Below are 17,343 nucleotides of genomic sequence, written 5' to 3' on the forward strand. Positions count from 1 at the left end.
CGTAACTATTTGGGAAAAGGAGATAAAAAATGGATTCAAAGAATACGAATCAAAATGAAAAGGGAACAAATAAGTTTTCTGAGGTTGTTGGGAAAGCAAAATCACAATGGAGTGGTTTAAGCAAAACGAAGAAAATCATCGCTGGAGTTGCTGGTGTTATTGTAATTGGTGGTGTAGGATTTGCTATTTATCAAGCTTCAACAGGGACTTCTGTTGCTAGTGCGATATCTGGAAGTCCACTAAAAATTACGGTTAATTCAGCCGATGTCATCATACCAGAAGATTCAGAAAAGGGCACTACCTACGTTGCTTATAATGTTACTTTTGAAAATAAAGGTAGCGACAAAATTCAGATTAACTCATCGGATGTGCAACTAGTAGATGAAGATGGTGAAACACTATCAAGTGAATATGTCTATGCATCAACAAACGATTTTAAGGTTATGGATCTTGCTGGAGCAAGTCTAGGTAAAGGGAAGAAACGAACTGGTTATCTTGTTTATAAAGTTGATCCAAAGAAAAGTAAAGATTATTCAATTGAAGCAGAGTGTGTAGTAACTGGAGACGATAGTTACGATAGAAAAGAAGCAGAACAATCACTTGCAAAAGTTACAGTTACCGATAACCGAGATGAAATTGAACAATTAGCGTCTGATTATATTAACCAAGTATTTTTGGCTTCTCAATCAACATCAATTGGGCAATCAACTTCGGTAGGAGTTAAGGCATCGGATACAGCTCAAGTAACAAACTTGGCAAGTAAATCCGATAAGAAAAAAGATAACGATTTCCAACTTGGAAATAGTATCGAGGCAGATAAAGAATTATTTGTGAAACGTTTCAAAGAAGAATTGGGTTCAGAATTTGATTACTTCACACCAAGTGATAGCGAAATGGAAACTTTTGTTAATCAATATATGGAAGCCAATGCCAAACGTGCACAAGTTAGTGTGTCTGTTGAAGAGCTGTATCCAACTTCTGCAAAAATAAAAGTTGAATCTAAATCAATTGATATTGCTAAAATTGATATGAATGATTTGGTTGACGGTTACCTTGAACAAGCAACTGGTAAAGATTTTTCTTCTGATGAAGCAGTGATGCAGGATGCAGAAAAATATGTCTTTGCTAGTGTTCCAAGTCATTTTGATTCAACAGAATTAGCCACAGAAACAGACGAAAACAGTATTTCGTTATCACTTAAAGATAAAAAATGGTCAGTGGATTCATCTGATAAAATTACTAACTATGGTTATTCTGGTTTGCAAAAATCAATGTCAGGACACTTCTTCTATTAAAAAATAGTGATTCATTAAAAACAGTTACGATAGGCGCAAGCTTATGGTGGCTGTTTTTTTAGTTCCCTCGGTCTCAAGGCTGATTTTTAATGTGTTAGCCATTTTATTTAGTTTTGTTTAAGCAAAACGCCGTATGCTACTTGCTATAATCTTTGAAAGCAATGAAAGGAAAGAGCGAAGCTCTCTTGGTAAAGTAATATGCCTAATCATTTTGATCGAGGTCCTGGTGGACCTCATGGTCCAGAATTTGGTGGTCCTCGTCCACCCCATCGCCCGCCTTATGGATATCGAAGAGGCGGATTTGGTCTTGGTAGTATTTTGTTAGCAGGTGCGGCAGCGGCTGCAGCAGGGGCTTTGATTGGTAAAGCTTCACAAAATCAAACGCAAAATACCACCAGAAAGACAAAAGACGTTACTAATGATGATGACGGTTTTGTTTGGTAAATGACTAAAAAAGTAAGAATATCATATCGTTAATTATGTCATCATACAAAAAAGATTCACCTAGACTCATAAAAGAGCTAGGTGAATTTTTTAGTTTCGATTTCTCAAACCGTCTTTTGGTGTGGTAAATGGGATACTGTCAGAAACTTGGGCGTTTGTGATACCCAATTCTGCCAAGGTTTCAAGAAATGGTTTGACATAAGTATCTTCTGGAAAGTTCTGTTTGACATCAATGGTGAATTTACCGCTGGCACAAATCATATTAATTGAAAGTCCGATTGTTCCTGCGCTGTAAAGGTGAATACTATCAATATATTGCTCGTTTTCGTTGAGAATGAATTGCCCAATGTAGCTAATGGTGTAAGTGTTGAGGTGAATATTTTCCATGAAAGCTAATAGTTTTTGTTTCTCTTCAAATGACGGTGCTTCATCTAATTTATTATAAAGTCCGATGATACCATTAGCCTCTTTTTTACAGAAATCAATGTCTTTTTGTTGATTGAGATAAGTCCGATAGTTGGTAGCAATTTCCTTAAACGTTTTGCTTGTATCGTCTTTAGTATATGGTAGAATCATTGATTTGACAGTATTTTTAAAGGTATTTTCATAACCAAGCGCCGCACGCATATCGGTGGCAATGTTAGCATTGATTGGTTTGTCAAAATCTGGGAAAAGTTTGGCAATGGTTTGACTGATCGCATAGCTTAGTAAAATGACAGGTGTTGCGTTGTTAGCTTTTGCAACTGCCATGTAATCGCTTTGTGGAATGGTAATCTCAAAACGATAGTCGTTGATGTCATCATTTGGCTTGCTTTCAGGAATTTCATAGGCATCACGAGAGAAAGTCGGAAAGTCTTTGCTGTCATCATAATCGTAAAATTCCCAGAAAGCATCAGCGGTTTCATTTGGCAAAAGTGGCGTATCTTTGAGACGAATGCCTTCAGCTTGAGCATTAGAATGATAAAAACGTTGGCAGTAGTAGTAAATGACTGTTTCAATGAACGGCTTGACACCGCGACCGTCGCAAAGGGCATGGTGAAAAGCAAAATAAGCAGAATTTTTATGATAAGTGACTTCTACCAAATGTTCATTGATACGAATGCTGCCAAGTTTTCCAAGTTTTTTAGTGGGATGCGCAACCATGGCGACAGGATTTTGCACGATGTAAAAGTCACCGTCTAATTCAATCAAACGTGTATTAATGTATGGAAAACGCATTAAGGCATAACGAATGGCTTCGGTCAAATCGCTACCAGAGACACGTTCTTTAAAACGAACCTCAAAAACTTCGCTATCCATGCCTTGGCTCATATAAAGATAAGATTGTCCTGAACGTACCTTATCCAAGCTATCATCAGCGGTTGAGCCTGATTGGTTGATAAGATGCTCTTTACGCATACGTCCTAATTGATTGGCAGTTTGTTTTAATTGTTCAAACATATTGACACCTCCTATTTGGCATTATTATAAAACATTATGATAATGAAAAAAACGACAAGTTCTTGCTGAACTGTCGGTTTTTGAGAGTATAAATTTATAAATTAGTTTCTTGCTGATTAAGATTTTTATCTAAACTAAACAGTGTAATGATAGAAAAGAGTGCTAGTGGCGAATAAATAATAATGAGTGTTAACCACGGATTTACATCAACTGTTCCGGATGTAATTGTTGGCTGAAAATCGATTAAAGCGTGGATTAGGACGGGTAGCCAAAGTGAATTAGCAGTTATGCGGATAATAGCAAAAACTAAACCTATCACCGTTGCATAGAACACTTGTTGTAAAACAGCTTGGACTGGGCTATGTATGATATTGACCAAATGCAATAGCCCAAATATTGCTGAGGAGATTAGTGATGTTAATATTAATTTAAAACGATTATTTTGGAAAAGATTTAAAATGCCGGAGAAAAATAATCCTCGCACTAAAAATTCTTCAAATATTCCCGCCGATAATGCAACCAGCAGAGAAGGTAGAAAGAGTCCAAACCCGCCCGATAAGACCCCTTGAATATTATCTCCAATATTTAAAGCTACTACTAAAAAGGCAATAAAAAGTAAAATTAAGATTGTTAGCCAAATTTTAGACATTCTTGATAGTTTAATAGACTTGTTAAATAATTTTTCAGATTTGATAAAGTAATAACAAACACCAGCTAAAATAACGCTAAGCAAAAATCTTAGAGAAGCACCAACAACTGTAGCTTCTTTACTCATATCCTTTAGAAAATTAGAGCTTATGACAAACGCCATAAATACGACTGTTCCGGTTACTAATTGTAACAAGCCGTTACTTTTTTTTATTGAATCTATAATCAAATTTAGAATCCTCCATTTTTAGTATTATATTATTAATACAATAACTATAGCATATTGTTTTTAGGTAGTCAAATAATATGAATCTGGGATAAAATGATTGTTTTTTGATACAGATTCTAGTGACATGATATAATAATTTTATTTTCAATAAACTGTTGCAATCCATGATGATAACGTCAATTGTAATCACTAAATAATTGAATTTAGTACAGATTAGCACTATAATGAAGGTGTAAAAATATCGAATATCAAGACCTTGTTCGTGTTGTAATGGCTTGGTCTTGTAGGAGTTCTTGTTAGTGGAGGTAGCGTATGTGTACAGCTATAACTTATCAAACTAAAGACAATTATTTTGGTCGAAATCTTGATTTGGATTTTTCTTATCATGAAGAAGTTACGATTTGTCCCAGAAATTATCCTCTTTCATTCAAGTACGAGACAAAACAAGACACTCATTTAGCAATTATTGGCATGGCAACAGTTGTAGATGACTATCCATTGTTTTATGATGCTACAAATGAAAAAGGTTTAAGTATGGCAGGATTAAATTTCCCAGAAAATGCTGATTTTAAACCTGCTAAAGATGGCAAAACAAATGTTGCCTCTTTTGAATTCATCCTTTGGATCTTGTCGCAGTGTGAAAGTGTGTCAGAAGTGCGTCAACAATGTGAAAATTTAAATTTAACTGATGATGCTTTTAGTTCAGACTATCCTGTATCGCCATTGCATTGGATGATTTCAGATAGCAAGGAATCTATTGTTGTAGAACCTGTAAAGGATAAAGTGGCTATATATGATAATCCTATAGGTGTTTTAACTAATAATCCAACATTTGATAAACAGTTATTTAATCTTAATAATTATCGTCACCTATCGCCAAAAGTATCTGACAATTTATTTTCAAAAGTTCTCGATTTAGATGTTTACAGTCGTGGTATGGGTGGAATAGGACTTCCGGGTGATTTGTCGTCAATGTCGCGTTTCGTTAAGGTAGCATTTACAAAATTAAATGCTGTAGCTGATAGTTCTGAAGCTAGTAGCGTTAATCAATTCTTCCATATTTTGAAATCTGTTGAACAACAAAAAGGCTTGTGTTATGTTGATGAAAGCAATGGATATGAATATACTATTTATAGTTCTTGTGTGAATGTTGATAAAGGGATTTATTATTACACTACTTATGAAAATTCACAAATCACAGCAATTGATATGCATCAAGAAAATCTTGATAGCAGTCGATTAATTCGTTACCCACTTCAAAAAGAATGGAATGTACTTTATCAAAATAAATAGCAATCGAGGTGATAAGATGACTACATACAAAGATTTGTTAATAGATAATCTTAATCGTGCTTATGAGCGATTTGAGCGTGCTTTTAATGGTGTGACCATAGAGGAAGCTAATCGCTTCCCTGTGGCCAATCAAGCGCCGCAGATAAAATCCATGACTTGGCTAGCTTGGCATACCGCACGAGAGCTCGATTTTCAAATTGCCGATTTGGCAGATGAAAAGCCAATCTGGCATACCCAAAATTGGAAAGCAGAATTTCCCTTTACTATAGCTGACGATGCCCAAGATTGGGCGCATAGTTTATCAGAAGCACGCTTGATTCAAAGTGATAATAAGGAAGCTTTATTCGGGTATTTAAAGGCTGCTACAATAGCAGCGATAAATTATGTTGAAACTCTAACAGAATCCAGTTTAGATGATATCGTTGATGACAATTGGACGCCAGCAGTCACACGCGGTGTGCGTCTGGTCTCCATTATCGATGATGCTAGCATGCATTCTGGTCAAGTCTTTTACAGCCGACGATTGCTTGGCTTAGTGGACTAAAAAAAACTATCTATAAAAGACAAGAAGTCTCATGTTGAGGCTTCTTGTCTTTTGCTTAATAATGTAAGAAAAAAGAGACTTATTTCTTGACAAGTGAGTGAATACTCACTATAATGTCTTTTGTAAGTAACTAATCACTCACTTTTATCAAACATAGAAAGAAGGTTTATCAATGGAGAAAGTCATTGATTTGAAAGATTTAAAAAAAGCTTTCTCTGCGCAAACGGTTTTGAATGGTGTGACCCTTGAAGTTAATAAAGGTGAAATCATCGGACTGATTGGTCCATCTGGTGCAGGAAAGTCAACAATGATAAAAACTATGCTGGGAATGGAAAAGGCAGATAGTGGAACAGCTTTGGTGCTCAATACTCAAATGCCTAATCGGCATATCTTGGGAAAAATTGGTTATATGGCTCAATCGGATGCTCTTTATGATGCCTTGACTGGTCTTGAAAATTTGGAATTTTATGGACAGATGAAAGGAATTGCCAAGAAAGACTTAACTTTGCAAATTCACCATGTAGCACGAGTTGTTGACTTGCAAGATCATCTTGATAAATTTGTCTCAGGCTATTCTGGAGGAATGAAACGTCGTTTATCACTTGCCATTGCCTTACTTGGAAATCCTGAATTACTGATTTTGGATGAACCAACGGTAGGAATTGACCCTTCTCTTCGTCGAAAAATATGGGCAGAGTTAGATAATATTCGCCAAGAAGGACGTTCTGTGTTCATTACGACACACGTTATGGACGAAGCAGAACTTACAGATAAGGTTGCTTTGCTCTTACATGGTGACGTCATTGCTTTTGATACACCGCAGGGGCTCAAAGAGCGTTATGGTGTCAATACTGTGGAAGAAGCATTTTTGGCTGCTGAAGATAGGGAGGAACTTTAAGATGCGTATTCTAGCAATTGCAAAAAAAGTATTAAAAGAATTACTGCGTGATAAGCGTACCCTAGCTATGATGTTTTTGGCACCAATTCTTATTATGTGGTTGATGAATATTATGTTTTCGGCTAATAGTACAACTTCAGTAACTATTGCTGCTGTTGATGTTCCAAGTAGTTTGATTGAAAATCTTGATGATGTGGAACATGTTTCTGTTGAAAAATATACTAGTGTTAAAGCGGCACAAAAGGATTTTGATAATCAGGAAGTTGATGCGATTCTTACAGTTGATGATGGTACTTATGACGTAACCTATGCCAATACAGACTCATCTAAAACTACTCTAACCCGTCAAGCTATTAAATCGGTGCTTAGTTTGTCTAGTATCAACCAGTTTATGAGCCAAGTTAAGGAAGCTGTAGCTGAAACGCCGAGTCTCGCTTCCCTTCTCCCTACCAGCAACGCTAGTTCGACTGACTTAACCGAACACTATGATTATGGTGACGAAAATACGGGATTCTTTGCCAAGATGATTCCAATCCTTATGGGCTTCATGGTTTTCTTCTTTGTCTTTTTGATTTCAGGAATGGCGTTACTCAAAGAACGTACGAGTGGTACTCTTGATCGTTTGTTAGCCACACCCGTTAAACGTAGCGACATTGTGTTTGGATATATGATTTCCTATGGTATCATAGCGGTTATTCAAACTGTTGTTATTGTCCTTTCAACTATCTGGCTGCTTGATATTGAGGTAGTTGGTAATATTATCAATGTCATCATTGTGAATTTTGTTTTAGCTTTGGTAGCCCTAGCTTTTGGAATTTTATTATCTACTCTAGCAAAATCAGAATTTCAGATGATGCAGTTTTTACCGCTGGTAATCATGCCTCAGCTCTTTTTCTCAGGAATCATTCCTCTGGATAGTATGGCAGATTGGGTACAGTATATTGGTAAAATTCTTCCTCTCTCATACTCAGGAGATGCCTTGACTAAGATTATCATGTATGGTGACGGATTTAATAGCATTGCCTTTGATATTTTAATCTTATTAATCTTTCTCGTTGGTTTAACCACTGCTAATATTATCGGGCTCAAACGCTATCGTAAAGTGTGATATAATGAAAGAAGTGGTGATAAAAAGGAGTTTAGTTTTACATGACTGAAAAAAATATCGTTTTATCTTTTGAAGAACGTTTATCGAAAGTTAAAATGCCTTCGGGAAAACGCAATACCTTATTGGCAGCTATGAAGTTATTTGCAGCGCAAGGATTTCACGGAACATCAACTGCACAAATAGCAGAAGTGGCTGGAGTGAGTCAAGCAACTATTTTTAAATATTTTAAGACAAAAGAGGAATTGTTAATAGGTGTCTTGGAGCCAATGGCAGAACTTTTGAGCGCTCCTTTTATCCAAAATATTATGAAGTTTAGCAAGAAAGAAGATATTGTTCATTATTTTATTTATGATCGTTACGCTTTTATCAAAGCCAATCACTCATTGGTGAAGATTATCATGCAAGAACTATTGACGAATTCAGAAATGAAGCACTTTATTGGGAAACAGATGGAGCAATTAGCGCCCTCTATTGATAAAATTGCTGAGCGTCTGTGTGAAGGAAATCATCTTCGAAAAACAGAGGTCATCCGTATTGCGATTTCACCTTTTTTTAGCTATATAATGCAAATGGTTATTTTTGATGTAGAAAGTCAAGATGAAGAATACGATCTCGCTCTTTTAGAGCAGCAAACGTTAAAACTCTTGTCAGAATAAGGTGGAGAAAGCCAATATTTCATTTCAAAATGATGATGAGACTTTTTCAGAAACTGTCAGATGAACCTTTTATTACAAGTTTTTTTGTAAGTATTACATTTTTCATAAAAGTGTGCTATAATGAAATGTAAAACATTTTTTGGCAAAAAGCCCATAGAAAGAAGAAAATGGATTTAAAAAATTATATCGCTACAATTGAAAACTATCCTAAAGAAGGAATCACTTTCCGTGATATTTCTCCTTTGATGGCAGATGGAAATGCTTATAGCTATGCTGTTCGCGAAATTGTACAGTACGCTACTGACAAGAAAATTGACATGATCGTCGGTCCAGAGGCACGCGGATTTATCGTCGGTTGCCCTGTTGCCTTTGAACTCGGAATTGGCTTCGCACCAGTTCGTAAACCTGGTAAATTGCCACGTGAAGTAATCTCAGCTGACTACCAAAAAGAATACGGCATTGATACATTATGTATGCACGCTGACGCTATTAAACCTGGACAACGTGTTCTTATCGTTGACGACCTTTTGGCAACAGGTGGTACTGTTAAAGCAACTATCGAAATGGTAGAACGCCTTGGCGGTGTTGTAGCTGGATGTGCTTTCCTTGTTGAATTGGACGGCTTGAACGGACGTAAAGCACTTGAAGGTTACGATACAAAAGTTTTAATGAATTTCCCAGGGTAATTATAGCTAAAAACTATAACTACTTAGAGAAATTATATAATTGAAAACTATATCTCCATATTTTATAATATTACGTAAGACAATATTATAGAATGGAGATATTTTCATGCCAATAAAACTTGATAAAGAATTGCCGGCGTTAGACATTTTACGCGAAGAGAATGTCTTCATTATGGATAATAAACGTGCTAAACATCAAGATATTAGACCAATGGATTTTCTCATTGTCAACTTGATGCCAACAAAAGAAGTGACAGAGACACAGCTTTTACGCCTGTTAGCCAATACGCCTTTGCAGATTAATGTTGAGTTTCTTTATATGACGAGCCATGAGTCTAAAAATACAACTGCTGAACATTTAGAAACTTTTTACAAAACATTTGACGATGTGCGACATAAGTATTATGATGGATTAATCATAACAGGTGCTCCTGTTGAAACTTTGGATTATGAAGAAGTTGATTACTGGAGCGAACTTTGTCAAATCTTTGATTGGTCTAAAACACACGTTTATTCAACCCTTCATCTTTGTTGGGGAGCGCAAGCGGGTTTATACTATAAATACGGCATCAAAAAAGTTTTGTTAGACCGTAAGTTATCAGGTATTTTTTCACAAGACGTTGTTAGCCCTGAAAATCCTATCGTACGTGGATTCGATGATAGTTTTATGGCGCCACATTCACGTTATACCGAGGTGCGTCGTGAAGACGTTGAAAAAATTGATGACTTGGAAGTTATTGCGGCTAGTGAAGCTGTTGGCTTGTCTATTGTGGCTAGTAAAGATTTGCGTGAAGTTTATAGCTTTGGACATTTAGAATATGATCGAGAAACCCTTGATAGGGAATATAAACGTGATGTTAAGGTTGGAAAAAATCCTAACATTCCAGAACACTATTATTTGAATGACGACCCCGCCCAAAATGTGCCAATGCACTGGAATTTGGCAGCAACAACATTCTTTAGTAACTGGATTAATTATGCTGTTTATCAGGAAACTCCATATTCATTGGAAGAACTGGAAAAAGATTTTTCATTTTATGGTTACCTATAATCAGACAGGGCTGATTTTCTGACAATAAAACGTGCTAAATCTCTATCTCGGATGACTTGATGGATACGATTATCTTTTAGGAATATTATTATGAGTTTTTTAGAAAATTTTAAATCGGGTAATTTGGTGTTACCGAGTGCTCTTCTTTTTCATTATAAAGATATCTTCAAAAGTTCAGATGACTTTTTGATTTGGCAGTTTATTTATTTGCAAAACACGACCAAAATGGATGACTTGGCGCCTAGTCAAATTGCGACTGCTTTAGACAAGACAGTTGCCGAAGTGAATCGTTCGATTTCTGATTTGACAGCGCAAGGTCTTTTGGATATGAAAACCATTGAGCTTGGTAGTGAAATTGAGGTTATTTTTGATGCAAGTCCAGTCTTGGCACTTTTGGATGACTTGTTAGCTAAACCTGCAGAGACCCAAGAAAACCAAGCTTCAAATCCTATCAAAGAATTGGTTGAAGATTTTGAGCGTGAGTTAGGACGTATGCTTAGTCCATTTGAACTGGAAGATTTGCAAAAAACAATTCGTGAGGACAAGACAGACCCTGATTTGGTTCGGGCAGCCCTTCGTGAAGCTGTTTTTAATGGTAAAACAAATTGGAATTATATCAATGCGATTTTACGTAACTGGCGTCGTGAGGGGATTACAACCATGCGTCAAGTTGAGGAACGTCGTAAAGAGCACGAGGACTCGAAAGCAGGCAAAGTATCCGTATCAGATGATTTTCTAGCTGCTATGGATTTATGGAGTGACTAATGAGAGTAGGACGCGAACGTTTAAAGAAAATCTTAGCTATTATCGGTGAGATGTATCCAGAGGCACGTGGTGAATTGGAGTGGGAGACACCATTTCAATTGCTAATCGCGGTCATTTTATCTGCGCAAACGACAGATAAGGCGGTTAATAAAATCACGCCAAACCTTTGGAAAAAGTACCCTGAAATTGCTGATTTAGCTAGTGCAAATCTAGCGGATGTTGAAGATTGCCTGAGAACGATTGGTCTTTATAAAAACAAAGCCAAAAATATCGTCAAGACAGCGCGAGCTATTTTACGAGATTTTGATGGCAAGGTTCCAAAGACTCATAAGGAGCTTGAAAGCTTGCCTGGAGTTGGACGTAAGACGGCTAATGTTGTTTTGGCAGAAGTGTATGGTATCCCATCCATCGCTGTGGATACTCATGTGTCACGTATCGCTAAACGTCTCAATATCTCAGCACCAGATGCTGATGTTACCGAAATTGAGCAAGACTTGATGAAGAAAATTCCAAAGAAAGATTGGATTTTAACACATCATCGCTTGATTTTCTTTGGACGTTATCATTGCTTGGCTAAAAAGCCAAAATGTGACATCTGCCCCGTTCAATCCTACTGCAAGTATTACAAAGATAATGTGAAAAATAATTAAGCAGTTCTTTTTGAACTGCTTTTTGATATAATTGAAATGAATGATATTTTAGAAGGAAAATTTATGCAGACAGTATTATCACAACGTTTGGCTGCCGTGGCGGAATTTGTGCCACAGGGGGCACGTTTACTTGATGTTGGAAGTGACCATGCTTACTTACCAATTGTTTTGACAGAAGAGGAAAAAATTTCATTTGCTATTGCAGGTGAAGTGGTTAAAGGACCTTATGAATCAGCGCTTCATAATGTTGCAGGAGCTGGTTTAGCTGATAAAATCGCTGTTCGTTTAGCAGACGGTTTAGCGGCTTTTGACGAATCTGATAATGTGACAGCTATCACCATTTGTGGCATGGGTGGTGGTTTGATTGCTGATATTCTCGCAGCTGGCGTTGATAAATTAGCAAGTGTTGAGCGTCTGATTTTACAAGCTAATAACCGTGAGGATGAGCTTCGTGCTTGGCTTATGGCAAATCATTTCAAAATTATTGCGGAAAAAATCATGACTGAAAATGATAAATTCTACGAAATCATGGTGGTAGAACATGGGGAAATGACTTTGTCGGATACAGAATTGCGTTTTGGACCATTTTTAAACCAAGAAAAATCAGCAATCTTCAAATTACGTTGGAAACGTGAATTGAAAAAATTAGAGATTGCTTTGCCACATGTTCCTAAAAATCGTATCGATGACCGAGCAGCCATTTCACAAAAAATAGCAGCAATTAAGGAGGCTATCAATGAAAGCAAGTGAGATTATTGCTCGTTATGAGGCGTATTGCCCACGTGAATTATCTATGGAAGGAGATATTTCAGGGCTTCAAATTGGCACCCTTGATAAGGATGTTAATCGTGTGATGATTGCGCTTGATGTCCGTGAGACGACGGTTGCAGAAGCAATTGAAAAAGGTGTTGATTTGATTATTGTTAAACACGCTCCGATTTTTAAACCGCTTAAGGACTTGGTCGCAACGGCACAAAATCAGATTTACCTTGACTTGGTGAAGCACGATATTGCCGTTTATGTTAGTCATACTAACATTGATATTGTGCCAGATGGTTTAAATGATTGGTTTTGTGAGCTCTTGGAGATTACGGACACTGACATTTTGACACCAACTGCAGATAGCTATGGGATTGGTCGTATCGGAAAGATTGAGAAGCAGACTTTTTCCGATTTTGCATTAAAAGTAAAAGAAAAATTCCATTTGGATAGTGTACGCCTAGTTGCTTATGGAAATCAAGAAACTCTCGTTAACCGTGTTGCGATTTGTGGCGGAAGTGGTCAAGGATTTTATCGTGACGCAATGGAAAAAGGGGCACAAGTGTATATCACAGGAGATATTTATTATCACACAGCCCAAGAAATGATTACCAACGGCATGCTTGCGATTGACCCTGGGCATCACATCGAGGTGCTTTTTATCGATAAATTGGTTGAAAAATTCAATGCTTGGAAAGCCGATAATCAATGGAATGTTGATTTTATAGCCAGCCAAGCCGAAACTAATCCATTTTATCATTTGTAATAAGTTGTGGGATTGAGAAGAAGTCTCAATCCTATTTTTGTTTAAAAATGTCATGTTAATGCAGAATTTGTGCTATTTTAGTGCAGGAAATTCCTGAAAACCTTGCAAAAATAGGAAACTTAGTGACAGCATTTCCAAAAAATGGTAAAATAGGACTGATAATTAATAAAGAGGGAGACCTTAACTATGAAAGGTATTATTCTAGCAGGAGGATCTGGTACACGTTTGTACCCATTGACTCGTGCGGCTTCAAAACAACTTATGCCAGTGTATGATAAACCAATGATTTACTATCCACTGTCTACACTAATGTTGGCAGGAATTCGAGATATTTTAATCATCTCAACACCGACTGACATCCATCGTTTTGAAGAATTACTTGGTGATGGGTCAGAATTTGGAATTTCACTTTCTTATGCCGTCCAACCAAGCCCAGATGGATTGGCACAAGCTTTTATCATCGGTGAAGAATTCATCGGTGATGACAACGTTGCTCTTATCTTAGGAGACAACATTTATCATGGACCAGGACTTAGCAAAATGCTTCAAAAAGCAGCTAGCAAAGAAAAAGGGGCTACTGTCTTTGGTTACCAAGTCAAAGACCCAGAACGTTTTGGTGTTGTTGAATTTGACGACAATCGCAACGCGATTTCAATCGAAGAAAAACCAGAACATCCAAAATCTCACTATGCTGTAACAGGTCTTTATTTCTATGACAATGATGTTGTTGAAATTGCTAAAAGCATTAAACCAAGTGCGCGTGGTGAACTTGAAATTACAGATGTCAACAAAGTTTACCTTGAACGTGGCGACCTTTCTGTAGAAGTTATGGAACGTGGTTTTGCATGGCTTGATACAGGAACGCACGAAAGTCTTTTGGAAGCAGCTCAATACATTGAAACTGTACAACGTATGCAAAATCTTCAAGTGGCAAATTTGGAAGAAATTGCTTACCGCATGGGTTACATCACAAAAGAAGATGTTCATAATCTTGCACAACCATTGAAGAAAAACGAATACGGAAAATACTTGCTTCGTTTGATTGGAGAAGAGTAATGACAGAACAGTTTTTTGGTAAAGAATTAGCAGCGCGCAAAATTGAAGCTATCCCTGGAATGATTGAATTTGATATTCCAGTTCACGGTGACAACCGCGGATGGTTCAAAGAAAACTTCCAAAAAGAAAAAATGGTTCCTCTTGGTTTCCCAGAATCTTTCTTTGCAGAAGGTAAATTACAAAATAACGTCAGCTTCTCGCATAAAAATGTTTTGCGTGGACTTCATGCAGAACCTTGGGATAAATACATTTCTGTGGCTGACGAAGGTAAAGTTCTAGGGTCATGGGTTGACCTACGTGAAGGTGACAGTTTCGGTCATGTTTATCAAACTGTTATTGATGCCTCAAAAGGTATCTTTGTTCCTCGCGGTGTTGCCAATGGTTTCCAAGTATTGTCTGATAAAGTTGCTTATAGCTACTTGGTTAACGATTACTGGGCACTTGAACTCAAACCAAAATATGCCTTTGTTAACTATGCAGACCCAACATTAGGCATTAAATGGGAAAACTTGGAAGCAGCAGAAGTCTCTGAAGCTGACAAAAATCACCCATTGCTTAAAGACGTTAAACCATTAAGCAAAGAGGATTTGTAATACCTAATAAAAAATAAATCAGAAAGGAATGTTCAGTTTATTAAAAAACTGAACACGGGACTAAATCTCTGAGAAAAAAGATAAATCTTCCTAGACGCTAGTCGTCTGCGTCGGATTTTCTATTTTTCCACGAGATTTTTCGCAAGCGAAACGTCCCTTTGTATCTTAAATTATGTCTGAATACAAAAATATCATTGTAACTGGTGGCGCTGGTTTCATCGGTTCAAACTTCGTACACTATGTTTATAATAACCACCCAGACGTACACGTTACTGTTCTTGATAAATTAACATACGCTGGTAACCGTGCTAACTTGGAAGAAATCCTTGGTGACCGTGTTGAATTGGTTGTTGGTGACATTGCAGATGCTGAATTGGTTGATAAATTAGCTGCTAAAGCTGATGCTATCGTTCACTACGCTGCTGAAAGCCACAACGATAACTCATTGAAAGATCCAAGCCCATTCATCCAAACAAACTTTGTTGGAACGTACACACTTTTGGAAGCAGCTCGTAAATACGATATTCGTTTCCACCACGTATCAACTGACGAAGTTTACGGAGACCTTCCACTTCGTGAAGACCTTCCAGGACATGGTGAAGGACCAGGTGAAAAATTCACTGCTGAAACAAAATACAATCCAAGTTCACCTTATTCATCAACAAAAGCTGCATCAGATTTGATTGTTAAAGCTTGGGTACGTTCATTTGGCGTTAAAGCAACTATTTCTAACTGCTCTAACAACTATGGACCATACCAACACATCGAAAAATTCATTCCTCGTCAAATCACAAACATTTTGTCAGGAATTAAACCAAAACTTTACGGTGACGGTAAAAACGTTCGTGACTGGATTCACACAAACGACCACTCAACTGGTGTTTGGGCTATCTTGACTAAAGGACGCATCGGTGAAACTTACCTTATCGGTGCAGATGGTGAAAAGAACAACAAAGAAGTTCTTGAACTTATCCTTGAAAAAATGGGTCAACCAAAAGACGCTTATGACCACGTAACAGACCGTGCTGGTCACGACCTTCGTTACGCTATTGATTCAACTAAACTTCGTGAAGAACTTGGTTGGAAACCTCAATTCACAAACTTTGAAGAAGGACTTGAAGCAACAATCGAATGGTACACAGATAACCAAGATTGGTGGAAAGCTGAAAAAGAAGCTGTTGAAGCTAACTACGCTAAAACACAAAAAGTTCTTGACAAATAATCATAAAAGCCTATCGTATCAAGGGTTACAGCTTGTGCGATAGGCTTTTTTTGTGTATAAGGGGCATTTTCGGGGGTAACGTAGGGGTAGAAAAGTGGTATAATAAATTTAATTTTTTCGGTAAAGGAGGAACAGTGATGAAAGATGATGTAAAATTAGCTCACGAAATTGCTAAAAGAGCACATCACGGTCAAGTTGACAAAGCTGGTGCGCCGTATATTTTACACCCTGAGACGGTGGCATCGTTTGTCACGAAAGATGATGAAAAAATTGTTGCCTATTTACACGATGTGATAGAAGACACTCCTTATCAGCTGAGTGATTTAGAAGAAGCAGGTTTCTCGTCTGAAATCATAAAAGCAGTTGATTTATTGACTAGAAAAGATGGGCAATCGTACAAGCAATATCTTAAACTTGTTAAAACAAATGAATTAGCACGTGTTGTCAAATTGGCGGATTTAAAGCACAATTCAGATTTATCAAGGCTAGCTCAGGTCACTCGAAACGACATCAAACGTCTGAAAAAATACCAAGATGCCATTATATTTTTAAGCACTTAGATAGCTCTATGTGCTTTTTATCCCCTTAAAAATAGGAAATACCGTCTAAGTTAACCTTTGATTCAAGAATTGTCCTTAGTTTTCTGGTACAATAGAATAAAACAAGAAAGAAGAGAGAAATGACAAAATTAGCAACGATTTGTTATATTGATAATGGTGAAGCGCTTTTGCTTTTACATCGCAATAAGAAACCAAATGATGTTCACGAAGGAAAATGGATTTCTGTTGGTGGTAAGCTAGAAGCAGGCGAGACACCAGATGAATGTGCGAAACGTGAGATTTTCGAGGAAACGCATTTTACTGTTAAAGAAATGGATTTCAAGGGAGTGATTACGTTCCCAGAATTCACACCAGGGCATGATTGGTACACTTATGTTTTCAAGGTAACCGATTTTGAGGGAGAATTGATTTCTGATGAAGAGTCACGTGAAGGAACTTTAGAGTGGGTGCCTTACGACCAAGTTCTATCAAAACCGACTTGGGAGGGTGACTACGAAATTTTTAAATGGATTTTGGATGATGTGCCATTCTTTTCAGCCAAATTTACTTATGACGACGAACAGCGCTTGATTGATAAAAGCGTGACATTTTATGATAAATGAGTGAATCGTTCTAAAAAATGGTGATTTTAATAGAAAATGCTATAATGGAAATTAGTTTAATCATTGATTGCAAACAGT

20 protein-coding genes are annotated in these 17,343 nt (G+C 37.1%); 18 read left to right on the plus strand and 2 right to left on the minus strand.

The genetic code is table 11. From position 1 onward, the window contains the following. Positions 1–29: 29 nt before the first annotated feature. The gene (locus BTR42_RS04710; protein ID WP_009853929.1) at positions 30–1,295 is read left to right on the plus strand and encodes a DUF4352 domain-containing protein; all 1,266 of its coding nucleotides are present in this window, start codon (positions 30–32) and stop codon (positions 1,293–1,295) included. A 198-nt stretch (positions 1,296–1,493) separates the two neighbouring features. After that, complete coding sequence (locus tag BTR42_RS04715; RefSeq protein WP_009853930.1) at positions 1,494–1,739, plus strand: hypothetical protein; 246 nt, start codon at positions 1,494–1,496, stop codon at positions 1,737–1,739. Between the two features lie 90 nt (positions 1,740–1,829). Here the strand turns inward: BTR42_RS04715 and BTR42_RS04720 are convergent, their stop codons facing one another. After that, the gene (locus BTR42_RS04720; RefSeq protein WP_009853931.1) at positions 1,830–3,179 is read right to left on the minus strand and encodes a hypothetical protein; all 1,350 of its coding nucleotides are present in this window, start codon (positions 3,177–3,179) and stop codon (positions 1,830–1,832) included. A gap of 94 nt (positions 3,180–3,273) precedes the next feature. Continuing rightward, on the minus strand, positions 3,274–4,056 hold the full coding sequence (locus BTR42_RS04725; RefSeq protein WP_077496624.1) for a CPBP family intramembrane glutamic endopeptidase: 783 nt from the start codon (positions 4,054–4,056) through the stop codon (positions 3,274–3,276). 312 nt (positions 4,057–4,368) lie between these two features. On the opposite strand from BTR42_RS04725, the gene bsh reads away from it, so the two are divergent. The 16 genes from bsh (at position 4,369) to BTR42_RS04805 (ending at position 17,265) form a co-directional block, all read left to right on the plus strand. After that, complete coding sequence (bsh, locus tag BTR42_RS04730) at positions 4,369–5,349, plus strand: choloylglycine hydrolase (protein ID WP_009853933.1); 981 nt, start codon at positions 4,369–4,371, stop codon at positions 5,347–5,349. Between the two features lie 16 nt (positions 5,350–5,365). Continuing rightward, positions 5,366–5,893, plus strand: coding sequence for a DinB family protein (locus BTR42_RS04735; protein ID WP_077496626.1), 528 nt, complete (start codon positions 5,366–5,368; stop codon positions 5,891–5,893). 172 nt (positions 5,894–6,065) lie between these two features. Continuing rightward, positions 6,066–6,791 carry an ABC transporter ATP-binding protein gene (locus tag BTR42_RS04740; protein WP_012961781.1) on the plus strand — a complete coding sequence of 242 codons (726 nt, stop codon included), beginning with the start codon at positions 6,066–6,068 and terminating at the stop codon, positions 6,789–6,791. A gap of 1 nt (position 6,792) precedes the next feature. Continuing rightward, positions 6,793–7,899 (plus strand): ABC transporter permease, encoded by a 1,107-nt coding sequence (locus BTR42_RS04745; RefSeq protein WP_012961782.1) that lies wholly within the window; start codon positions 6,793–6,795, stop codon positions 7,897–7,899. A gap of 41 nt (positions 7,900–7,940) precedes the next feature. After that, positions 7,941–8,555 (plus strand): TetR/AcrR family transcriptional regulator, encoded by a 615-nt coding sequence (locus BTR42_RS04750; protein WP_012961783.1) that lies wholly within the window; start codon positions 7,941–7,943, stop codon positions 8,553–8,555. A gap of 167 nt (positions 8,556–8,722) precedes the next feature. Further along, positions 8,723–9,241 carry an adenine phosphoribosyltransferase gene (locus BTR42_RS04755; protein WP_009853938.1) on the plus strand — a complete coding sequence of 173 codons (519 nt, stop codon included), beginning with the start codon at positions 8,723–8,725 and terminating at the stop codon, positions 9,239–9,241. Positions 9,242–9,347: 106 nt separating this feature from the next. Then, entirely contained in the window at positions 9,348–10,292 is a 945-nt protein-coding gene (gene metA / locus BTR42_RS04760) for a homoserine O-acetyltransferase MetA (RefSeq protein ID WP_009853939.1), read from the plus strand. A gap of 90 nt (positions 10,293–10,382) precedes the next feature. After that, positions 10,383–11,057, plus strand: a complete 675-nt coding sequence (locus tag BTR42_RS04765) for a DnaD domain-containing protein (RefSeq protein ID WP_014294329.1) — start codon at positions 10,383–10,385, stop codon at positions 11,055–11,057. Beyond that, a complete protein-coding gene (nth, locus tag BTR42_RS04770) occupies positions 11,057–11,707 on the plus strand; it encodes an endonuclease III (RefSeq protein ID WP_077496628.1) in 651 nt (216 codons plus the stop codon). Before BTR42_RS04765 ends, nth begins: the two co-directional genes overlap by 1 nt. A gap of 63 nt (positions 11,708–11,770) precedes the next feature. Beyond that, positions 11,771–12,457 carry a tRNA (adenine(22)-N(1))-methyltransferase gene (locus BTR42_RS04775; protein ID WP_077496630.1) on the plus strand — a complete coding sequence of 229 codons (687 nt, stop codon included), beginning with the start codon at positions 11,771–11,773 and terminating at the stop codon, positions 12,455–12,457. Next, entirely contained in the window at positions 12,444–13,232 is a 789-nt protein-coding gene (locus tag BTR42_RS04780; protein ID WP_077496632.1) for a Nif3-like dinuclear metal center hexameric protein, read from the plus strand. The genes BTR42_RS04775 and BTR42_RS04780 overlap by 14 nt, the downstream gene beginning before the upstream one ends. A gap of 186 nt (positions 13,233–13,418) precedes the next feature. Then, complete coding sequence (rfbA, locus tag BTR42_RS04785) at positions 13,419–14,288, plus strand: glucose-1-phosphate thymidylyltransferase RfbA (RefSeq protein WP_009853944.1); 870 nt, start codon at positions 13,419–13,421, stop codon at positions 14,286–14,288. Continuing rightward, positions 14,288–14,881 carry a dTDP-4-dehydrorhamnose 3,5-epimerase family protein gene (locus BTR42_RS04790; RefSeq protein ID WP_009853945.1) on the plus strand — a complete coding sequence of 198 codons (594 nt, stop codon included), beginning with the start codon at positions 14,288–14,290 and terminating at the stop codon, positions 14,879–14,881. Before rfbA ends, BTR42_RS04790 begins: the two co-directional genes overlap by 1 nt. Before the next feature lie 172 nt (positions 14,882–15,053). Further along, positions 15,054–16,103, plus strand: coding sequence for a dTDP-glucose 4,6-dehydratase (gene rfbB, locus BTR42_RS04795; protein ID WP_074656827.1), 1,050 nt, complete (start codon positions 15,054–15,056; stop codon positions 16,101–16,103). A gap of 137 nt (positions 16,104–16,240) precedes the next feature. After that, a complete protein-coding gene (locus BTR42_RS04800; protein ID WP_014620008.1) occupies positions 16,241–16,663 on the plus strand; it encodes an HD domain-containing protein in 423 nt (140 codons plus the stop codon). Positions 16,664–16,782: 119 nt separating this feature from the next. Beyond that, complete coding sequence (locus BTR42_RS04805; protein ID WP_013642957.1) at positions 16,783–17,265, plus strand: NUDIX hydrolase; 483 nt, start codon at positions 16,783–16,785, stop codon at positions 17,263–17,265. Positions 17,266–17,343 lie beyond the last annotated feature (78 nt).

This window comes from Streptococcus gallolyticus subsp. gallolyticus DSM 16831, assembly GCF_002000985.1.
Taxonomy (GTDB): domain Bacteria; phylum Bacillota; class Bacilli; order Lactobacillales; family Streptococcaceae; genus Streptococcus; species Streptococcus gallolyticus.